This window comes from Thiomonas sp. FB-Cd, from assembly GCF_000733775.1.
Lineage (GTDB): Bacteria > Pseudomonadota > Gammaproteobacteria > Burkholderiales > Burkholderiaceae_C > Thiomonas_A.
Genome location: NZ_JPOE01000002.1, coordinates 2449958 through 2470737 on the forward strand (window position 1 = coordinate 2449958; position 20780 = coordinate 2470737).

General features: G+C 67.2%; 19 protein-coding genes and 1 pseudogene. 19 read left to right on the plus strand and 1 reads right to left on the minus strand.

What is annotated here, in order from left to right; all coding sequences use genetic code 11:
- Window positions 1-31 precede the first annotated feature (31 nt).
- The 5 genes and pseudogenes from CD04_RS21800 to bioB all read left to right on the plus strand — a co-directional run bounded on the left by CD04_RS21800 (window position 32) and on the right by bioB (window position 5824).
- A pseudogene (locus tag CD04_RS21800) lies at window positions 32-1728 on the plus strand (AMP-binding protein).
- Between the two features lie 15 nt (window positions 1729-1743).
- Window positions 1744-3363, plus strand: a complete 1620-nt coding sequence (locus tag CD04_RS0111870; protein WP_031407051.1) for a carboxyl transferase domain-containing protein — start codon at window positions 1744-1746, stop codon at window positions 3361-3363.
- Between the two features lie 62 nt (window positions 3364-3425).
- Entirely contained in the window at window positions 3426-3983 is a 558-nt protein-coding gene (locus tag CD04_RS0111875) for a DinB family protein (protein ID WP_231480562.1), read from the plus strand.
- A complete protein-coding gene (locus CD04_RS21805) occupies window positions 3910-4773 on the plus strand; it encodes an enoyl-CoA hydratase-related protein (protein ID WP_231480563.1) in 864 nt (287 codons plus the stop codon). The genes CD04_RS0111875 and CD04_RS21805 overlap by 74 nt, the downstream gene beginning before the upstream one ends.
- 19 nt (window positions 4774-4792) lie before the next feature.
- Window positions 4793-5824: a biotin synthase BioB gene (gene bioB / locus CD04_RS0111885; protein WP_081857913.1), complete on the plus strand. Its 1032-nt coding sequence runs from the start codon at window positions 4793-4795 to the stop codon at window positions 5822-5824.
- A 126-nt stretch (window positions 5825-5950) separates the two neighbouring features.
- Here the strand turns inward: bioB and CD04_RS0111895 are convergent, their stop codons facing one another.
- Entirely contained in the window at window positions 5951-7090 is a 1140-nt protein-coding gene (locus tag CD04_RS0111895) for an RNA-guided endonuclease TnpB family protein (RefSeq protein WP_031407055.1), read from the minus strand.
- A gap of 297 nt (window positions 7091-7387) precedes the next feature.
- Here CD04_RS0111895 and CD04_RS0111900 point away from each other — a divergent pair, with 297 nt between their 5' ends.
- From CD04_RS0111900 to leuA, 14 genes are all read left to right on the plus strand, one after another.
- Window positions 7388-8446 (plus strand): IS110 family transposase, encoded by a 1059-nt coding sequence (locus CD04_RS0111900; protein WP_051849137.1) that lies wholly within the window; start codon window positions 7388-7390, stop codon window positions 8444-8446.
- A 315-nt stretch (window positions 8447-8761) separates the two neighbouring features.
- A complete protein-coding gene (locus tag CD04_RS0111905) occupies window positions 8762-9475 on the plus strand; it encodes a DUF4126 domain-containing protein (protein WP_081858011.1) in 714 nt (237 codons plus the stop codon).
- A gap of 4 nt (window positions 9476-9479) precedes the next feature.
- Window positions 9480-11561 (plus strand): biotin carboxylase N-terminal domain-containing protein, encoded by a 2082-nt coding sequence (locus CD04_RS0111910; protein WP_031407058.1) that lies wholly within the window; start codon window positions 9480-9482, stop codon window positions 11559-11561.
- On the plus strand, window positions 11558-12508 hold the full coding sequence (locus CD04_RS0111915) for a glyoxylate/hydroxypyruvate reductase A (protein WP_031407059.1): 951 nt from the start codon (window positions 11558-11560) through the stop codon (window positions 12506-12508). Before CD04_RS0111910 ends, CD04_RS0111915 begins: the two co-directional genes overlap by 4 nt.
- 168 nt (window positions 12509-12676) lie before the next feature.
- Entirely contained in the window at window positions 12677-13009 is a 333-nt protein-coding gene (locus CD04_RS0111920) for a DUF1508 domain-containing protein (protein ID WP_031407061.1), read from the plus strand.
- A 65-nt stretch (window positions 13010-13074) separates the two neighbouring features.
- Window positions 13075-14013, plus strand: coding sequence for a hydroxymethylglutaryl-CoA lyase (locus tag CD04_RS0111925; RefSeq protein ID WP_031407063.1), 939 nt, complete (start codon window positions 13075-13077; stop codon window positions 14011-14013).
- Window positions 14010-14522: a YbaK/EbsC family protein gene (locus CD04_RS0111930; protein WP_031407065.1), complete on the plus strand. Its 513-nt coding sequence runs from the start codon at window positions 14010-14012 to the stop codon at window positions 14520-14522. The genes CD04_RS0111925 and CD04_RS0111930 overlap by 4 nt, the downstream gene beginning before the upstream one ends.
- A 15-nt stretch (window positions 14523-14537) precedes the next feature.
- On the plus strand, window positions 14538-14768 hold the full coding sequence (locus CD04_RS21810) for a DUF1289 domain-containing protein (protein ID WP_255333635.1): 231 nt from the start codon (window positions 14538-14540) through the stop codon (window positions 14766-14768).
- 94 nt (window positions 14769-14862) lie between these two features.
- Window positions 14863-15867, plus strand: a complete 1005-nt coding sequence (dusB, locus tag CD04_RS0111940) for a tRNA dihydrouridine synthase DusB (protein ID WP_031407067.1) — start codon at window positions 14863-14865, stop codon at window positions 15865-15867.
- On the plus strand, window positions 15867-16106 hold the full coding sequence (locus tag CD04_RS0111945) for a helix-turn-helix domain-containing protein (protein ID WP_031407069.1): 240 nt from the start codon (window positions 15867-15869) through the stop codon (window positions 16104-16106). The genes dusB and CD04_RS0111945 overlap by 1 nt, the downstream gene beginning before the upstream one ends.
- 75 nt (window positions 16107-16181) lie before the next feature.
- Complete coding sequence (purH, locus tag CD04_RS0111950) at window positions 16182-17768, plus strand: bifunctional phosphoribosylaminoimidazolecarboxamide formyltransferase/IMP cyclohydrolase (protein ID WP_156030249.1); 1587 nt, start codon at window positions 16182-16184, stop codon at window positions 17766-17768.
- An 83-nt stretch (window positions 17769-17851) separates the two neighbouring features.
- Complete coding sequence (gene ruvC, locus CD04_RS0111955; protein ID WP_031407074.1) at window positions 17852-18457, plus strand: crossover junction endodeoxyribonuclease RuvC; 606 nt, start codon at window positions 17852-17854, stop codon at window positions 18455-18457.
- 101 nt (window positions 18458-18558) lie between these two features.
- The gene (locus CD04_RS25035) at window positions 18559-18681 is read left to right on the plus strand and encodes a hypothetical protein (RefSeq protein ID WP_255333616.1); all 123 of its coding nucleotides are present in this window, start codon (window positions 18559-18561) and stop codon (window positions 18679-18681) included.
- A gap of 267 nt (window positions 18682-18948) precedes the next feature.
- Complete coding sequence (gene leuA / locus CD04_RS0111970) at window positions 18949-20661, plus strand: 2-isopropylmalate synthase (protein ID WP_031407076.1); 1713 nt, start codon at window positions 18949-18951, stop codon at window positions 20659-20661.
- The last annotated feature ends 119 nt before the right edge of the window (window positions 20662-20780 follow it).

The following is a 20780-nucleotide window of genomic DNA, read 5'->3' on the forward strand; positions in this document are numbered from 1 at the left end:
AGCGCCGCGAACCCCAACCCCGGAGACATCCATGACCGCTGTATTCACCACCAGCTACGCCTGCGGCGAACAACGCCAGCCCCTGCTCACCCAGACCCTCGGTGCCTTCTTCGATGCCATGGCGGAGCGCCAGGGCGCGCATGAAGCCCTGGTGTCCCGTCACCAGGGCCGGCACCTGTCGTACACCGAACTGCGCCGCGAAGTCGACCAACTGGCAAGCGCCATGCTCCGAAGCGGTTTGCGCAAGGGCGACCGCGTGGGCATCTGGGCCCACAACTGCGTGGAGTGGGTGCTGATGCAACTGGCCACCGCCAAGGTGGGCATCATCCTGGTCAACATCAATCCTGCATACCGCACCACCGAGGTCGAGTACGCCCTCAACAAGGTGGGCTGCAAGGCGCTCGTCACCATGACCCGGTTCAAGACCAGCGACTACCTGGCGATGCTGCGTGAACTGGCGCCCGAGATCTCCGCCAGCACACCCGGTGCGCTGCGCGCGGCGAGACTGCCCGACTTGCGGCTCGTGGTGCATCTGGGTGATGCTGCGGAAGCCGGCATGCTGCGTTTTGCCGACTGGATTGCCCAAGGCAGCGCAGCCGACCCGGTGGTGGCCCAGGCCGCGGCGCAGCTCAGCGCCACGGAGCCCATCAACATCCAGTTCACCAGCGGCACCACGGGCTTTCCCAAGGGCGCCACGCTCACGCACAGCAACATCCTGAACAACGGCTATTTCATTGGCGAGGCGATGAAACTCACGGCCGCCGACAGGCTGTGCATTCCCGTGCCGCTCTACCACTGCTTCGGCATGGTGCTGGGCAATCTGGCGTGCCTCACGCACGGCGCCACGATCGTGTATCCCAACGATGCATTCGACCCGCTGCTGACGCTGCAAGCCGTGCAGGACGAAGCCTGCACCGGACTGCACGGCGTGCCCACCATGTTCATCGCCATGCTCGATCACCCGCGCTTTGCCGAGTTCGATCTGGGCACCTTGCGCACCGGCATCATGGCCGGCAGCCCCTGCCCCACCGCGGTGATGAAGCGCGTGGTCAGCGACATGCACCTGTCAGAGATCACCATCGCCTATGGCATGACCGAGACGGCGCCCGTGAGTTGTCAAAGCTCGACCGACACGCCGCTGGACAAGCGGGTGAGCACGGTCGGCCAGGTGCAGCCGCATCTGGAGGTCAAGATCGTCGACGCGCAAACCGGCGCGGTCGTGCCCCGGGCACCCCCGGTGAGCTGTGCACCCGTGGCTATTCGGTAATGCACGGCTACTGGGGTGACGAGGCGAAGACGCGCGAGGCCATCGACCCTGAGGGCTGGATGCACACCGGCGACCTGGCCACGATGGACGCCGAGGGCTATGTCAACATCGTCGGGCGCATCAAGGACATGGTGATCCGCGGCGGCGAGAACATCTATCCGCGTGAGGTGGAGGAATTCCTCTACCGACACCCCCAGGTGCAGGACGTGCAGGTGGTGGGCGTGCCCGATCCGAAGTACGGCGAGGAGCTATGCGCCTGGATCATCCCCAAGCCGGGCACAACCCCCACCGAAAGCGACATTCGCGCGTTCTGCAACGGGCAGATTGCCCACTACAAGATCCCCCGCTACATCCGTTTCGTGCAGAGTTTTCCCCTGACCATCACGGGCAAGGTGCAAAAGTTCAAGATTCGCGACGAGATGAAACAGGAACTCGGCTTGCAGGAACAACGCACCGCCTGACCCCTGCCGACCATCATGCCCCACATCGAATCCCGTATCGACATCCGAAGCGCCGCCTGCGCCGCCAACGCGCAGGCCATGCGCGCGCTGCTCGATGACTTGCGCGCCAAGCTGGAGCAGGCCGCCGTGGGCGGTGGCGACGCCGCGCGCGCCAAGCACACCGCGCGCGGCAAGCTGCTGCCGCGTGAGCGCGTGGCGCAACTGCTCGACCCCGGCACACCGTTCCTGGAATTCTCGGCGCTTGCGGCGCTTGGCCTGTATGGCGACGCCGCGCCGGGTGCCGGCCTCATCACGGGCATGGGCCGCGTGGCCGGGCGCGAGTGCGTGATCGTGTGCAATGACGCCACGGTCAAGGGCGGCACCTATTACCCGATGACCGTCAAAAAACACCTGCGCGCGCAGGACATCGCCCGGGAAAACCGTTTGCCCTGCATCTACCTCGTGGACTCCGGCGGCGCCAACCTGCCCAACCAGGATGAGGTCTTCCCCGATCGCGACCATTTCGGGCGCATCTTCTACAACCAGGCCACCATGAGCGCCGCAGGCATCCCGCAAATTGCCGTGGTCATGGGCTCATGCACCGCCGGCGGTGCCTACGTGCCGGCGATGAGCGACGAATCCGTGATCGTCAAGGGCCAGGGCACCATCTTCCTGGCTGGGCCGCCGCTGGTGAAAGCCGCCATCGGCGAGGTGGTGAGCGCCGAGGACCTGGGTGGAGCGGACGTGCACACGCGCTTGTCGGGCGTGGCCGATCACTTTGCCCACGACGACGCGGAAGCGCTGGCCATCACCCGCCGCATCGTCGGGCATCTGCCAGCCCCCGCCGAGAAGGGCCTGGGCCAGGGCCTGGACCTGCGCACACCGCGCGACCCCGCCTACAGCGCAGACGAGCTGCATGCCCTGGCCCCGCTCGACCTGCGCAAACCCCTGGACGTGCGCGAAATCATCGCGCGCATTGTCGACGGCTCCGAATTCGACGAATTCAAGGCCCGCTATGGCGCGACGCTGGTGTGCGGTTTTGCCCACATCCAGGGCATGCCGGTGGGCATTGTGGCCAACAACGGCATCTTGTTTTCCGAGTCCGCCGTCAAGGGCGCGCATTTCATCGAGCTGTGCTGCCAGCGCCGCGTGCCGCTCGTGTTCCTGCAGAACATCACCGGCTTCATGATCGGCAAGAAGGCCGAGAACGAGGGGATCGCCCGCAATGGCGCCAAGATGGTCACCGCCGTGGCTTGCGCCCAGGTGCCCAAGTTCACCGTCATCATCGGCGGCAGCTTCGGCGCGGGCAATTACGGAATGTGCGGGCGGGCGTACGGCCCGCGGCAACTCTGGATGTGGCCGAACGCGCGCATCAGCGTGATGGGGGGCGAGCAGGCAGCCGCCGTGCTGGCCACGGTCAAGCGCGACGGGATCGAGGCCCGCGGCGGCCAGTGGAGCGAGCAGGAGGAGGATGCATTCAAGGCGCCGATCCGCGCCCAGTACGAATCCCAGGGCCACCCCTACCATTCCACCGCCCGACTGTGGGACGACGGCATCATCGACCCCGCCGACACCCGCCGCGTGCTCGCGCTCGGCCTGTCGGCGGCGCTGAATGCGCCCATCCCCGAGACCCGGTTCGGGGTGTTCCGGATGTGATGCATCCGATCCCTCCGACACAGGACTCCGCCACAGACCATGCGTGCCATGATCGACAATCCATGGCGACTGCCGACAATGCCCTTGCCATGAGCCTGCATGCCCATTTGCTCACGATGGCCCGCTATCACGCCTGGGCGACCCGCAGGCTGCTGGAAGCCCACGTCGCCGCCGTGTCCGAGGCCGACTACCGGCGCGATTGCGGACTGTTCTTTCACAGCGTGCATGGCACGCTCAACCACCTGCTGGTGGCCGATGCGCTGCTCTGGTTTTCGCGCTTTGCCCAGGGCATCTCCAACACGGTGGCGCTCGACCTGCTGGCCGAGCCTGACCGGGCACGCCTGGTCGAGCGCCTGCTTGGGGCCACCGCCGCATGGGAACCCTTTGTTCGCGCCTTGCCCGAGGCAAGCCTGCGCGGGGATCTGCATTACACGAGCACCCGTGGCCTGGCCATAACGCTGCCTTACGCCTCAACCCTGGCGCATGTCTTCAACCACGGCACCCACCACCGTGGCCAGATCACCGCTGCACTCACCGCAATGGGCTTTGCATGCCCTGAGCTGGATCTCGTTTATATGCTGCAGGCTGAGCGCCGCCAACAGGAGCAAAAGCAACGATGAACCCTGCACCAGTCGTGGTGTCCCGCACCGACGCGGTGGCCACCGTTCTTCTCTCACGCCCGAGGTACGCAACGCCTTCGATGCGGCCACCGTCGCCGCCCTGCATGCCGCCTTCATTGAACTGGGCAGCCAGGACCCTGTGCGCGTGGTGGTGCTTGCGGCTGACGGCCCTGCCTTTTGCGCCGGGGCGGACCTCAACTGGATGCGTGCCATGGCCGCATTCTCGGATACCGAGAACCGCGACGACGCCTTGCAACTCGCGCGCATGCTGCGCGCCATCGCGGAGTGCCCCAAACCCGTGATCGCCCGCGTGCAAGGCGATGCCTTCGCCGGAGGCTTCGGCCTGGTGGCCGCCTGCGACGTCGCCGTTGCCGTGCGGACGGCGCGGTTCTGCTTGAGCGAGGTCAAACTCGGGCTCGTCCCCGCCACCATCATGCCCCATGTGCTGCGCGCCATTGGCGAACGATCGGCGCAGCGCTACACCCTCACGGCCGAAGTGTTCGATGCGGCAACGGCGCGTGCGATCGGGTTGCTGCATGAGGTTGCTGCCGACACGGCAGAGCTGGACGCCCAGGTGCAACAATGGGCGAATGCCCTGGCGGCTGCATCGCCTCAGGCGCTGGCGGCCGCCAAGCGGCTGCTGGCCGAGGTGGCGCACCGCCCGTTGAATGAAGCGCTGCTGGCCGATACCGCCGAGCGCATCGCCGTTGCCCGCGCCAGCCCCGACGGGCGCGAGGGCATTGCGGCGTTCCTGCAGCGCCGCAAACCTTCCTGGATATCCTCATCCTGATTGTGCTTTGGACCCCGACATGACCGCAACCACGACACCCACCTGGACTGCAGAACGCATCGAAGCCCTGCTCGCCCTCCCCCTTCCTGAACTCATGTGGCAAGCGCAGCAGGCGCATCGCGCCCACTTCGACCCCACCGCCGTCCAACTGTCCTCGCTGCTGTCGATCAAGACCGGCGGCTGTGCCGAGGACTGCGGCTATTGCCCCCAATCCGCGCATTACGACGTGGGCGTGAAAGCCGACAAGCTGATGGACGTCGATCTGGTCCTGGCCAACGCGCAGGCCGCCAAGGACGCCGGAGCCAGCCGCTTTTGCATGGGTGCGGCGTGGCGCGAGCCCAAGGACCGCGACATTGACAAGGTCGCCGCCATTGTCGAAGGCGTCAAGGCTCTGGGGCTCGAAACCTGCATGACCCTGGGCATGCTCAAGCCCGAGCAGGCGCACCGGCTGGCCGACGCCGGGCTGGACTACTACAACCACAACCTCGACACGTCACCCGAGTTCTACGGCAACATCATCTCCACGCGCACGTACCAGGAACGCATCGACACGCTGCACGCCGTGCGCGAAGCGGGCATGCACGTGTGTTGCGGCGGGATTGTCGGCATGGGCGAGGGGCGGCGCGACCGCGCAGGCCTCCTGGCCGAACTGGCGAACCTCAATCCGTACCCCGAATCGGTTCCCATCAATGCACTGGTTCGCGTGGCGGGCACGCCCCTGGAGCACGCACCCGACCTCGACCCCTTCGAATTCGTGCGCACCGTGGCCGCCGCTCGCATCGTCATGCCCCGCGCCTGGGTGCGCCTGTCGGCCGGCCGCAAGGAACTGGGCGATGGCATTCAGGCGCTGTGCTTTCTCGCCGGCGCCAATTCCATCTTCTACGGCGACACGCTGCTCGTCACCGGCAATGCGGATGTCGATGCGGACCGCGAACTGTTCGCACGCCTGGGCATGCATGCCGTTGGCGTAGCCGGCGATGCGCCGCCATCGGCGGCTCCTGCGCGCAAGCGCGAATCGATTCCCCTGCATGTGGCTGCCACCGAATCCTGATTGCTGCCATGCGCACAAACGCTGCAGCAGCCGATTGGCGCCATCGCGCTGCATGCACTGAAGGTTGACTGCTCCCCGGCCTGAAGGCCGAAGATTCCCACTTCACAGAGCCCTGCCCATGCCGCTTTACAGCAACACAGGACTGACAGTCTCTCCATGGGCTGCTACCGCAAGTCCTGCGGCCAATACATTGCGCGCTGCGTTCACGTCGCGATCGTGGCGCGTGCCGCACTCCGGGCACGTCCATTCGCGCACGCTGAGCGGCATCCTGCCTTGCACATGGCCGCAGGCCGAGCAGGTCTTGCTGCTCGGGTACCAGCGGTCAATGCCAATCAGCGTGCGCCCATTCCACTGCGCCTTGTACTCAAGCTGCCTGACGAACTCTGACCAGCCTGCATCGCTGATCGACTTCGCCAAGCAGTGGTTGCGCTGCATGTTCGACACGGACAGCGTCTCGACGGCGATCACTTGGTTTTCGCTGATCAACCGGGTCGAGAGCTTGTGCAGGAAGTCCCTGCGCGCGTCCGTGATGTGCGCATGCAGCGCTGCAACTTTCAACTTCAACTTCGCCCGGTTCTTCGAGCCGAGCTTGGCTCGCGCCAGCCGGCGCTGGCGCACGGCCAGTCGCGCTTCGCAGCGGCGAAAGGCCTTGGGGGATGCGACCTTCTCGCCACTGGAGAGGATCGCGAAGTGGGTGAGCCCCAGGTCGATGCCGACCTGGCCGGATGCGGCCTTCCTGGACGTGACCACGTCGTCGCACAGCAGCGCGGCGAAGTACCGCCCCGCAGTGTCGCGCGAGATGGTCACGGTCGTGAGCTTGGCCGCCTGTGGCAAGGTGCGCGACCAGCGGATGTCCAGCGGCGCGTCCATCTTCGCCAGACGCAACTCGCGCCGGCCCGCGTCCCATCGGAATGCGCTGGTGGTGTACTCGGCCGCCTGCGGCCCGTCCTTGCGCTTGAAGGACGGGTACCGGGCTCGCTTGGCGAAGAAGTTCGAGAACGCGGTGTTCAGGTGCCGCAGCGCCTGCTGCACGGGCACGCTGCTGACTTCGTTCAGCCACGCATGCTCGGGCGTCTTCTTGAGCATGGTCAGCGCGGCGGAGGTTTCGTGGTAGCCCACGCGCTCCTGGCGCTGCATCCAAGCGTCGCTGCGCAGTCGCAGCATGTGGTTGTAAGCGAAGCGTGCGCACCCGAAGGTTCGAGCCAGTGCGTCAACTTGCTCGGGCGTCGGGTAGAAGCGAAAGCGATAGGCGCGCTTGACCTGCATGCCTCACATGCTATGCGTATTCCGTGTAAATTGTCAACACAGCACCGATCTTCGATCGGCGCTCCTTTCCTCCCCGCCCTAAACGGCGGGGTTTCTCGGAGATGTGATGGATGCCTCCCTCCCTGCGGGGACTGAGACAGGAGTATGGAGATGAACGCGAGGCCGTTCGGAGTCGACCTGGCCGCCAGGGTGGCGGGGTGGGTCCCCGAGTGGATACGGCATCGATGTGCCCAGGACGTGATAGACCACGGTCTTCACAAACACCCTCGGAGACCCGACATGAATCGTAAGACAGGCATGAGCGCAGGGCAAATCATCGGCACGATCGACGGCCTGCAGGTGGTGGGGCTGGACATCGCCAAGCTGGTGTTTCAGATGCACACGGTCGACATGTTCACGGGCGAGATTGCCAATGTGCAGATCAAGCGGGCCAAGGTGCTGGAGCACTTCGCCAACCGGGCGCGGTGCCTGGTCGGCATCGAGGCCTGCGGCGGGGCGCACCACTGGGCGCGCGAGCTGCGCGCGCTGGGCCATGAGGTGAGGCTGCTGCACGCCCGGGCGGTGCGGCCGTTCGTGTCGGGCAACAAGACCGATGCGACGGACGCGCGAGCGATCTGGCTGGCGGTGCAGCAGCCGGGCACCAAGTTCGTCGGAGTCAAGTCGCTGGCGCAGCAGGCCACGCTGACGCTGCATCGCCAGCGCGAGCTGCTGATGAAGATGCGCGTCATGCAGACCAACGCGCTGCGCGGATTGCTGTACGAGTTCGGCACCGTCTTCGCCAAGGGCAGCCGGGCCATGCTGGGCGAGGTCGAGGCGGCGCTGGAGGCACTCTCGACGGCGCTGCCGCAGATGGTGGCCGACAGTCTGCGCGAGCAGGTGCAAAGGATCAAGGCGCTGGGCGAGGACATCGCCGCCATCGACAAGCGTCTGGCATTGCAACTCCGCCAGGATCCGGACATGCGGCGCATTGCCGAGATCCCCGGCGTCGGGGTGCTCACCGCCACAGCGGCGATCGCCACCATGGGCGACGCCCGCGCTTTCGGCTCGGCGCGCCAGTTCTGCGCCTGGCTGGGCCTGGTGCCCGCACAGCGAGGCACGGGCGGCAAGATCCGCCTGCAGGGCATCTCCAAACGCGGCGACGCCTACGTGCGCACGCTGTTGATCCATGGCGCGCGATCCGTGCTCACGCACGCCAAGGAACCGGGGCCATGGTTGGAGCAGATCCGGCAGCGGCGCCCGGCCAACGTGGTCATCGTGGCCCAGGCGGCCAAGATGGCGCGGACGATCTGGGCCGTCACGGCCAGACAACAGGATTACCAGAGGGGCCACCGCAGCGTGCGGCCGCAAGCGGCCTGAACGAACGGTGACCATGGATCAACTCTTACTTGATGAAAGGAATGGACCGCCTTTGTAGGCGATGAGGCAGCAAGACGCAGCGTGATGTGAACCGGTCGGACCGGGGCAAGCCAAACCTGAATCCGTTGTCGGACTTCAACAGTCCGCTCTAGGAGATGAGGCGCTTGTCCGCGAATGACATCGGGGCCGGCGGCGCGTCTGGGCAACCAGACAACCCGCGATCGAGGCCGGATATAAGGCGGCAGCCGACTCTTCACAGCACAACGCCGATTGCTCTTGATCGCCGGGAGGCATCCATATAAGCAACGGATGACCATGACGGTTGCCTCGCCTGACACGCTTCAACTCCTGGCCCTGGCCGCTGCGCTTGGATGGGCCAGCGGGTTTCGCGCCTTCCTCGTGCTGTTCGTCGTGGGCATGGCCGGGCTGGCCGGGTGGGTGCACTTGCCAGCGGGCTTGCAGGTCCTTGCCAACCCGGTGGCCGTGGGTATCACCGGTGTGCTGGCATTTGCCGAGTTTGTGGGCGACAAGATCCCGGGCGTGGACAGCCTGCTCGACTTCATTTCCACACTGCTGCGCATCCCGCTGGGGGCGTTGCTTGCCGCCAGCGTGTTCGGGTTGGATCATGGACTGGTTGCAGCGCTGGCCGCTGCCGCTGGCGGCAGCCTGGCCGCGGTGAGCCATGGCACCAAACTGGCCACGCGCGCGGCGATCAACACCTCGCCCGAGCCGTTTTCGAATATTGGCGCGTCGTTTGGCGAGGACACCCTGGTGCTGGGCGGCTTGTGGTTATCGTGGTCGCATCCGCTGCTGTTCTTCGTCGCCCTCGTGCTGGCGCTCATCGCCATGGTTTGGCTGGCGCGCCGCAGCCTGCGCTTCGTGCGTGGTCTGCTTGCGCGCCTGGTGCGCCTGTTCAGCGGGCGGCCTGAACCGGGACCGCCTGCGACGCCTCCTGCGGTCCCAACCTCGCGCGCGCTGCCCGACCGGCATGACGTCACCGACGTGCAACCCCTTGATCCGAAAGCCTGAAACCATGTTCTCCAAAATCCTGATCGCCAACCGCGGCGAGATTGCATGCCGCGTGGCCGCCACCTGCCGCGCGCTCGGCGTGCGCACCGTGGCCGTGTACTCGGACGCGGATGCCGAGGCGGCGCACGTTGCAGCCTGCGATGAAGCCGTGTCCATCGGCCCGGCCGCTGCTGCGCACAGCTACCTGGACGGCGCGCGCATTCTGCAGGCCGCGCGCGAATCGGGAGCGCAGGCGGTGCATCCGGGCTACGGCTTCCTGAGCGAGAACGCGGCGTTTGCGCAGGCCTGCGCCGATGCCGGGGTTGCCTTCATCGGCCCGCCGGCCAGCGCCATTCATGCCATGGGCCTGAAGGCCGAGTCCAAACGCCTCATGCAAGCAGCCGGCGTGCCACTGGTGCCGGGTTACCACGGCGCAGCGCAGGACGACGCCCTGCTCGAACGGGAGGCCGCGCGCATCGGCTATCCGGTGCTGATCAAGGCCAGTGCCGGAGGTGGTGGCAAGGGCATGCGGGAGGTGCACCGTGCTGCCGATTTCGGCGCCGCGCTCGTCTCGTGCAGGCGTGAAGCCGCCGCGGCGTTCGGCAACGACGCCGTGCTGATCGAGAAGCTGGTGGCCAACCCGCGCCACATTGAAATCCAGGTTTTCGCCGATACGCAGGGCAACACCGTGGCGCTGTTCGAGCGCGACTGCTCGCTGCAGCGCCGCCACCAGAAGGTGGTGGAAGAAGCCCCCGCGCCGGGCCTGAGCGCGGCGCAGCGCGCCGAGCTGGCACAGGCTGCCGTGGCTGCGGCACGCGCCGTGGGCTATGTGGGCGCGGGCACGGTGGAGTTCATCGCCGAAGGCGATGGACAAGGCGGCATCCGGGCCTTTTATTTCATGGAGATGAACACGCGGCTTCAGGTGGAGCATCCGGTGACGGAGATGATCACCGGACTCGACCTGGTGGAGTGGCAATTGCGCGTGGCCGCCGGCGAGCGCCTGCCAGCGGCGCCACCTGCGCCGCACGGACATGCCGTGGAGGTGCGCCTGTATGCCGAAAGCCCCGCCGCCGGGTTTCTGCCCTCCACCGGAAGGCTCGCGCGCTTTGCGCTGCCGCTGCACGTGGCCTTCACGCATGGCACGGACGCAGCCGGACGGCCGGCTGCGCTGCGCGTGGACAGCGGGGTCCGTGAGGGCGACGCCATCACGCCCCATTACGACCCGATGATCGCCAAGCTCATCGCCTGGGGTGAGACGCGTGACCAGGCGCTTGCGCGCATGACGCAGGCCCTGGAGACCCTGCGCATCGCGGGCCCGGAGACGAACGCATCCTTCCTGCACCGCCTGGTGCAATCGCCCGCATTTGTGGCGGGACGCATGGACACCGGCCTGATCGCCCGCGAACAGGCCACACTGCTGGAGAGCGACCTCAGCGCCGAACAAGCGGGACTTGCGGCCATCTGCGCGCTGATCGAAGCGGAGCGCACGCAGCAAACGCGCGACCCCTGGAGCCAGGCCGATGCCTGGAGCAACGGCGTGCTGCCGCCGCGTCGTCTGCGCTGGACCCAGGACCGCCACGCCCCTGCCAGCGCCTGGCTCGCCCGCGCTGCGGGCGGCGGGTGGCTGCTGGGCTTTGGGGAGGATGAGCCCCACGCCTTGCACTGGCACGCTGCGCCGAGTGGCGTGGCTGAACTGTCCCTGTCCATCCGTTGGGGCGCGCAGACCCTGCGTTGTCACGTGGTGCAAACCGGGCCAGCGCCGTCGCGTCTGCATGTCTTTGCGCACGGGGCTCACGCCGCGCTGGCATGGGCCGACGCGGCGGCGCATGCTGCAAAGGGCCACGGCGGCCCGGCGCGGCTGACCGCGCCCATGCCAGGACGCATCGCCGCCGTGCTCGTGCAGGCCGGACAGACGGTGGAGGCAGGCCAGGCCTTGGTGGTGCTCGAGGCCATGAAGATGGAACACACCCTGCAGGCGGCCGACGAGGGTGTGGTGGGCGCCGTGCTGGTGCGCGTGGGCGAGCAGATCCAGGAGGGCGCCTTGCTGCTGCGTATGCAGGAAGCAGCCGAACTGAGCGAATCGTCTGACGCCCTGAACGCCGCATGAAGCTGGCTGTCTGGGATCCCGACGAGCCGTTTCGCCGCTGGCGCGACGCTCTGGTTCAGCACGCCTCGGAACTGGGTCTGGCGGTGGAGGTCATCGACGCCACCACCGAACCGGACACCCAAGCCGATTTCGCGCTGGTCTGGAAGCCCCCTGCGCACTGGCTTGCCGGGCAACTCGGATTGCGCGCGGTGTTCAATCTGGGCGCCGGCGTGGACGCCGTGCTGCCGCTGATGCGCCGCGCCTTGCCCGGTGTTCCCCTCATTCGTCTGGAAGATGCGGGGATGGGCCGGCAGATGGCCGACTATGTCGCCGAGGCCGTGCTCCACGCCTGGCGCCGCATGCCCGACTATGCCGCGCTGCAGTCGGCGCAGCGCTGGGAGCCTTTGGTCCTGCCCCCGCGTGGCAGCTTCCACGTGGGATTCCTCGGCCTGGGACAGATGGGGTATGCCGCTGCCCGGCGGATCGCCGCCATGGACTTCCCGGTGCTGGCCTGCACCCGCAGCGGCCAGCCTCGCCCGACATTCGAGGCGCCCTGGCCCCTGTATCCCTTCGATCGGCTTGACGCCTTTCTCGCGCAAACGCGTGTGCTGGTCGTGCTGCTGCCGCTGACGGCGCAGACCACGGGGCTGCTCGATTACGCCGTGCTCAGCCACTTGCCGCGGGGCGCGCACGTGGTCAATGCGGGGCGCGGGGCGGTCATCGAGCAGGCGGACCTGCTCGATCTGCTGGGTTCAGGCCACATTGCCAGCGCCACGCTCGACGTGTTCGCCACGGAGCCCTTGCCCGAGGGCGATGCGCTGTGGCGTCACCCGCGCGTGCGCATCACCCCGCATGTGGCCGCGCAAACCCTGGTGGGACCGGCCGCGGCGCAGGTCATGCGCAAGATTGCCACGATCGAGCGTGGCGAGGCGCCCTCGGGCGCGGTGGATCAGCGCCTGGGCTATTGAGCCACGGCCGACGGCTGCAGGCGCGAAAGCCGGATGATCCAAAACACTGGCACGCCAAGCCCAACCCTCCTACCATCGAACCTGGGCGTCAGCATCTTGGACGCCCCCCGTGCGGGACCCTTCACTGCGATGTTCCGCAACCCTGCGACCAACCCTCAGGAGTCCGACATGGCAGCCAGCTTTGAATTGCTCAAGAATGACAAGGGACACTTCCACTTTTCCCTCAAGACGGCCAGCGGCGACACCCTGCTGCGCAGCGAAACGTATGAGGCCAAGGCGTCGGCCGAGGGCGGGATCGCGTCGGTCAAGAAAAACAGCACCGATGCCGCCCGGTTTGAGAAGCTGCAGGCCAGCGACGGCCGCGCCTATTTCAACCTGAAGGCCGCCAACCATCAGATCGTGGGCACCAGCCCGCTGTTCGCCAAGGCCGAAACGCGCGACGCGGCCTTGGCCGCAGTGCAGGCCGAGGCCGCTGGGGCTGCCGTGCACGACCACAGCTAAAGCCCGCGCGGTGCGCGCGGCCGGCCAAGCGCCGCTGCGCGCACCACCCTTTCCCGGAGATATTCATGCCCAGCCTGAACCTGCCATCCCGCGTCGACGTGGTCGAAGTCGGCCCTCGCGACGGGTTGCAGAACGAAGCCACTCCCGTGCCCCTGGACGTCAAGGTCGAACTCGTCGACCGCCTGTCCGCAGCGGGCTTTCCCAACGTGGAGGCCGCTGCCTTCGTCTCGCCCAAGTGGGTGCCCCAGATGGCCGACGGCGCCGCGCTCATGGCGCGCATCCGCCGCCGCAGCGGCACCACCTACTCGGCGCTCGTGCCGAACATGAAGGGCATGGACGCAGCCCTGGCGGCCGGCGTGAACGAGGTGGTGGTGTTTTCGGCCGCAAGCGAGGCCTTCGCGCAGGCCAACATCAATTGCAGCATCGCCGAGTCGATCACACGCTTCCAACCGGTGGCGCATGCGGCCAGGAGCGCAGGAGTCAAATTGCGAGGCAGTATCTCGGTGGCGCTGGGTTGCCCCTATCAGGGCGACGTGCGGCCGCAGGCGGTGGCCGAGGTGGTGCAACGCATGGCCGATCTGGGCTGCGACAGCATCGATATTGCCGACACCATCGGTGTGGGCACGCCGCTGGCCGTGCAGCGGGTGTTCGAGGCCACGTCCCGTGCCTTCCCCATCGAGCGCCAAGCCGGACATTTTCATGACACGTATGGCCAGGCGCTGGCCAATGTGCTGGCGGCGCTGCAAGCCGGGGTACGCACCTTCCACGCCTCCGTCGCAGGCTTGGGCGGCTGCCCTTATGCCAGGGGCGCGACCGGTAACGTCGCCACCGAAGATGTGCTGTACATGTTGCATGGCATGGGCATCGCCACCGGCGTGGACCTGCGCACGGTGGTCGAAGCCGGCGATTTCATCAGCCGCGCCATCGGCCGTCCGAACAACAGTCGCGCGGGGCGGGCACTGCTGACGCGTTGGCAGGATGCCCAGCGCACTGAGGTCGCGTGACAACCGGTCCCGCCTCAGTCGCCACGCTGCCCGAGGCCGTGCAGCGCGTGGCCGCTGCCTTGGCCGCGCTCGGCCATCCCGGTTCCCCGCTGATGCTCGACGCTGCTGCGCGCACCGCGCAGCAGGCGGCCGATGCTCTGGGCGTGCGACTCGGGCAGATCGCCAAGTCCATCGTCTTTCGCCATGTTGCCAGCGCGCGCGCCGTACTCGTGGTGTGCGCGGGCGACCGGCGCGTGGACGAGGCGCGCGTGGCGCAGCACGTGGGCGCGCTGGCACGGGCCGATGCGGCGTTCGTGCGCGCGCGCACAGGCTTTGCCATCGGAGGCGTCAGCCCGCTGGGCCACGCCGAGTCCCCCATCGCGTTGATTGACGACAGCCTCTGGCGCTTTGATCGCATCTGGGCCGCAGCCGGGCATCCGCACGCCGTGTTCGCGCTGGCGCCGGATGATCTGCAGCGCTGGCTGGGCGTGGCGGCGAGCGCCGTGAGCGCGCCTCCCATGCAGGGCTGAGGACGCCCCGTGGCCGTGCCCTCGCCCTGCATCCAGGTCTGCACCATGAACCCGGCCACGGGCCTGTGCCGCGGGTGCTGGCGCACGCTGGAGGAAATCGGGTCCTGGAGTGCGCTTGGCGACGCCGACAAGCTGCAGGTGTGGCGGCGCATTCGTGTGCGCAGGGCCCAGGATGCATTGGGCTCTCAGGGGCTCGCTGATGAGGTGCAGCACGGTCCGGGCGGCGCGCTGAAGGCACGGGACTAGAATCCGCCACCTGCACAAAAAACAAGCAGCGCCTACCCGCGCCCCAGCACGCGCTTCCATGTTGCCCACGCCTCCAACCCCCTACGGCACCCCCTTGCGGATCGGCCCTTTCCTTGTGCCCAACCGTGTGTTTGCTGCGCCCATGGCCGGCGTCACCGATCTGCCGTGGCGGCACATGGCGCGCAAGCTCGGCGCTGGACATTGCGTCAGCGAGATGGTCACGTCCCGGCGCGAGTTGTGGGACACGCTCAAGACGTCACGCCGCATGAGCCACGCCGGTGAGCCCGGCCCGGTGACCGCGCAACTGGTGGGCGTGGATCCCGGCGACATGGCCGAGGCTGCCCGAGCCAACGTCGCAGCTGGCGCGCAGATCATCGACATCAACATGGGCTGCCCGGCGAAGAAGGTGTGCAGCCGCTGGGCTGGATCCGCGCTGATGCAGGACGAGGCGCAGGCGCTGCGCATCATCGAAGCCGTGGTCGCGGCCGCGCACCCGCTAGGCGTGCCCGTCACGCTGAAAATGCGCACGGGATGGTGCGCCATCGCGCGCAATGCCCCGCGCATCGCACGCGCTGCGCAAGACGCCGGCGTGGCCATGATCGTGGTCCACGGCCGCACGCGTGACCAAGGCTATGGCGGCCTGGCCGAATACGAGACCGTGGCCGCCATCAAGCGCGCACTGCACATTCCCGTCGTGGCCAACGGCGACATCGACTCGGCGGCCACGGCGCACGGCGTGCTGGCGGCCACCGGGGCCGATGCGGTGATGATCGGCCGCGCGGCTCTGGGCAAGCCCTGGCTGCTCGGGCACATCGCCCAGGCGCTTGCCACCGGGGCCGAGCCGCCGCCGCCCCCGTGCTGGCAACAGGGCCTGTGGCTGCTCGAGCATCTGCGCGCACACCACGCGTTCTATGGCGACGCCGGCGTGAAGACCGCGCGCAAGCACGTGGGCTGGGCCGTGGCCGAACTGCCGGGCGGCGCGGCCTTTCGCGCGCACTTCAACCAACTCACCCAGGCTACGGCGCAGATCGATGCCGTGACCGCCTATTTCGACGCGCTGCAAGACGGCAGCGCAACTCCTTATCCTCTGGCTGCGTAATGAGCAAGAAATCACCGCTTGAGCAATGTGTGATCGATGGCCTGGAAACGTACTTCCGGGACTTGAACGGCACCGAACCGCACGGCATCCACGCCATGGTCATGCAGACCGTGGAAAAGCCCCTGTTGGCCACCGTGATGCGCCATGCGCAAGACAACCAGTCGCTTGCAGCCGATTGGCTTGGCATCAACCGCAACACGCTGCGCAAGAAGCTCAAGGATCACAAGCTCATCAAGTGAGCCGCGCGCACCCGCCCTCCACCACGGCGCCGTGATGCCCGCCTCGCATCGTCCGCTCGCCGAATCTGACCTCCTATTCGTATGTACGCACTCATCTCCGTATCCGACAAGACCGGCGTGCTTGACCTCGCCCGCCGCCTGCACGCCAAGGGCGTCGCGCTGCTGTCCACCGGTGGCACGGCCAAACTGCTCGCCGAGGCCGGCCTGCCTGTCACGGAGGTCGCCACGCACACCGGCTTTGCGGAAATGCTCGACGGGCGTGTGAAGACCTTGCACCCCAAGGTGCATGGCGGCCTGCTGGCGCGCCGCGATGTGCCTGCGCACATGCAGGCCATCGCCGAGCATGGGATCCCGGCCATCGACTGGCTGGTGGTCAACCTGTACCCCTTTGAAGCCACCGTGGCCAAACCGGGCTGCACGCTGGAGGACGCCATCGAAAACATCGACATCGGCGGCCCGGCCATGGTGCGCTCGGCTGCGAAGAACTGGCAAGGTGTGACCGTGCTCACCGACGCTGCGCAATATGAGCATGCGCTTGCCGAGTTTGAAGCGCACGAGGCGGTCTCGCAGGCCACGCGCTTCGCGCTGGCGGTGGCTGCCTTCAACCGGATCGCCCAGTACGACGCGGCCATTTCCAACTACCTCTCGGCCCTGCAGCCGGGCGGCACGCTGGCGGCCTACCCGGCGCAGCTCAACTCCAGTTTCGTCAAGCTGCAGGATCTGCGCTACGGGGAGAATCCGCACCAGACGGCGGCCTTCTACCGCGACCTGGACCCCGCCCCGGGCTCCCTGCCCACGGCGCACCAGCTCCAAGGCAAGGAGCTGTCGTACAACAACATCGGGGACGCCGACGCGGCGTGGGAATGCGTCAAGAGTTTTGCCGCCTGCGCCTGCGTCATCGTCAAGCACGCCAACCCCTGCGGCGTGGCGCTGGCCGAGACGCCCGAGGCAGCCTACCGCAAGGCGTTCGCCACCGACCCCACGTCGGCCTTCGGCGGCATCATTGCCTTCAATCGCGCCGTGGACGAAGCCACAGCGCGTGCTGTGAGCGGCCAGTTCGTCGAAGTCCTCATCGCCCCGGCCTACACGCCCGAGGCACTGGCCGCACTGGCAGCCAAGGCCAATGTGCGTGTGCTCACCATTGAGCTGTCAGGCGTCGATCCTCGGGGTGCCACGCCCTGGGCACGCGGTCAGAATGCGCGGGACGTCAAACGCGTGAACTCGGGCCTCCTGGTGCAGACGGCTGACAACGCGGTCATCACGGCAGCCGACCTCAAGGTCGTCACCCGGCGCGCCCCGAGCGCCGCCGAGATTGCCGATCTGCTGTTTGCCTGGACGGTGGCCAAGTTCACCAAGTCCAACGCCATCGTGTTCGCCCGCGATGGCCAGACCCTTGGCGTGGGTGCGGGGCAGATGAGCCGCGTCGACTCCACCCGCATCGCCACCATCAAGGCCGCCAACGCGGGGCTGGACGTGGCAGGCAGTGCCGTGGCCTCGGATGCGTTCTTCCCCTTCCGCGACGGTGTGGACGTGCTCGCCGCGGCTGGCGCCAAAGCCGTGATCCAACCGGGCGGCTCGATGCGTGACGCCGAGGTCATCGCGGCCGCCGATGAGCACGGACTGGCCATGGTGGTCACCGGCGTGCGGCATTTCCGGCACTGAAAACACGCGGGTCAGGCCACGGGGCGTTTGAGCCCGCGCATTGCGCGCCCTGTTTGCACGACCACATCAGGCCATAATGCGCCATGCGCATCCTCGGTATTGACCCCGGGCTCAACACGACCGGCTACGGCTGCATTGACAGCGGCGGGCAGCGCCTGCATTACCGCAGCAGCGGCGCCATCCGCATTCCCCGCGGCACGCTGCCGCAGCGGCTCAAGACGCTGTTCGAGGGCGTCAGCACGGTGGCGCAACAGGCACAGGCCGACGTGGCGGTGGTCGAGATCGTCTTCGTCAACGTCAATCCGCAGTCCACCTTGCTGCTGGGCCAGGCGCGCGGCGCGGCGATTGCGGCGCTGGTTTCCAGCGGGATGCCGGTGGTGGAGTACACCGCGCTGCAACTGAAGAAATCCATCGTGGGTTATGGGCGCGCGAGCAAGGCGCAAATGCAGGAGATGGTGATGCGACTGCTCGCGCTGCCCGGGCAGCCGGGCCCGGATGCGGCCGACGCCCTGGGCCTGGCCATCTGTCATGCGCATGCCCAGCGCGGGCTGGCGGCGTTGCGCCAAGCCGACGCAGGGCAAAACGCGGCCGCGGCTGCGCCCCCACCCACCGCGCAGCCCCGAGCGGGATCCCTGACCGCAGCCCAGTTGCGGGGCATGCAGGTGCGGCGCGGACGATTGATCGGATGATGCAAGCCGACCCTGCGTGCGCCGCGCAGCTGACGCCGGGCGTGGCCCCCAAAGGCCCTGCGATTGACGCACCGCACCGTTTTTGATAACGTACGGGGGTCATGAACCTGCACGTGTCCCCCATGCACACCTCGGCCGCAGCGCTTGCGGCAATGCAGCGCGCCCAGATGCTGCGCCTGCTACGGGTGGATGTCGAGCGGCGACTGCGCCCAGCGCGCACCTGAACTCGCCTCTTCGACCCGTTGCCCCTTCGGGGGCTTGTGCGCCAGCCTTCGGCGCGAGCAGCAGCCCTCGGCATGTCTTGCCCTCGCTCTGCACCCTTTCCGGAATGTGCCATGCATGCCACAACGCCCAGCCTCTTGCTGCGACTACCCATCGGCAGCCAGGCCTTGTGCGTGCGACAGTCTGGCTGCCCCGGGTCGCGAACCCATGGGTGTGCAAGCCATACCCATCACTCTGCCTGAATACCTGATTTGCTGGAGATTGCCGCCATGTTGAACCATCCTCACACCAAGTACCGCCCGATGCCGCCCGTGGGCCTACGCGACCGCACCTGGCCCGATCAGGTCATCAGCAAGCCGCCCATCTGGATGAGCACCGACTTGCGCGATGGCAACCAGGCGCTGTTCGAGCCGATGGATGCCCAGCGCAAGATGCGCATGTTCAAGATGCTGTGCGCCATCGGCATCAAGCAGATCGAGGTTGCCTTCCCCTCGGCGTCGCAGACGGATTTCGACTTCGTGCGCGAACTCGTCGAAGGCGGCCACATTCCCGACGACGTGACCATCGAAGTGCTGACCCAGGCGCGTGAAGACCTCATCCGGCGCACCTTCGACTCCGTGCAAGGGGCCAAGCAGGCCATCGTGCATGTGTACAACGCCACAGCACCCAATTTCCGTCGCATCGTGTTCAACGTCGACGAAGCCGGCTGCACGCAGATCGCCGTCAACGCCGCGCGCCTCATCAAGCAGCTCGCTGCCGAGCGCCCTGAAACCCGCTGGACCTTCCAGTACAGCCCCGAGGTGTTCAGCGGCTCCGAACTGCCCTTCGCCGCTGCGGTGTGCAATGCCGTCACCGAGGTGTGGCAGCCCACGCCCGAGCACAAGATCATTTTCAACCTGCCCGCTACGGTGGAGATGAGTACGCCCAACATCTACGCCGACCAGATCGAGTGGATGCACCGCCATCTCAATCGCCGCGACAGCATCGTCCTGTCGGTGCACCCGCACAATGATCGCGGCTGCGCGGTGGCGGCCGCCGAGCTTGCGGTGATGGCCGGGGCCGACCGTGTCGAGGGCTGTCTGTTCGGCAACGGCGAGCGCACAGGCAACGTGGACCTCGTGACCCTGGCCCTGAACCTGTACTCGCAGGGCATTCACCCCGGACTGGACTTTTCCAACATCAACGCCATTGCCCGCACGGTGGAAGACTGCAACCAGTTGCCCATCCATCCGCGTCACCCCTACGTGGGCGATCTGGTGTTCACCGCGTTTTCGGGCTCGCACCAGGACGCGATCAAGAAGGGGCTGGCCGCGCAAGATCCCAAGGGCATCTGGGAGGTTCCCTATCTGCCCGTGGATCCGGCTGACCTCGGTCGCGCCTACGACTCGGTCATCCGCGTCAACAGCCAGTCCGGCAAGGGCGGCATCGCCTACCTGCTCGAATCAGCCTATGGCCTGGTGATGCCCCGGCGCCTTCAGGTCGAATTCAGCGGTGTGGTGCAACAGCACACCGATGCCACCGGCGCCGAAGTCACCGCCCAGGAACTGTGGGCGATGTTCAACGCGGAATACGTGCAGGCGGCGCAGCCGCTGCATTACGTGGCCCATCACCTCAACGAGCATGGCCAGCAACAGGGTATCCGCTTGGAGCTCGAGGTGGGTGGCAAGCGCCTGGTGCTGCGCGGCGAAGGCAACGGCCCGATCGACGCCGCGGTGCAGGCGCTGCATCTCCCGCTCGTGGTCCATAGCTACGAAGAGCGCGCATTGGGCCTGGGTTCGGGCGCGCGCGCGGTGGCCATGGTGGAACTGGCCATGGAAGGCATGCCGGCCACAACCTTCGGCGTGGGGATCGACCCCAATATCGTCACCGCATCGATCCGCGCCATCGTCTCGGGCGCCAACCGGTTGCTGGCGCGCGCGGACACGACGGAGCGCGAGACGCTGCTCAAGGGCCTGCAAGCCAAGCTCAAAGCCGTGGCCTGAAGGCAGGCCCGGGGCCAGCAGCGGTTGGCTTCACCCACGAAGCCAACCGCTGCTGGCCCCCCGACCGATTGGCTTCCACCCCACGCCCCGGGCGCTGACAGCGTCATGAACTCTCCCGC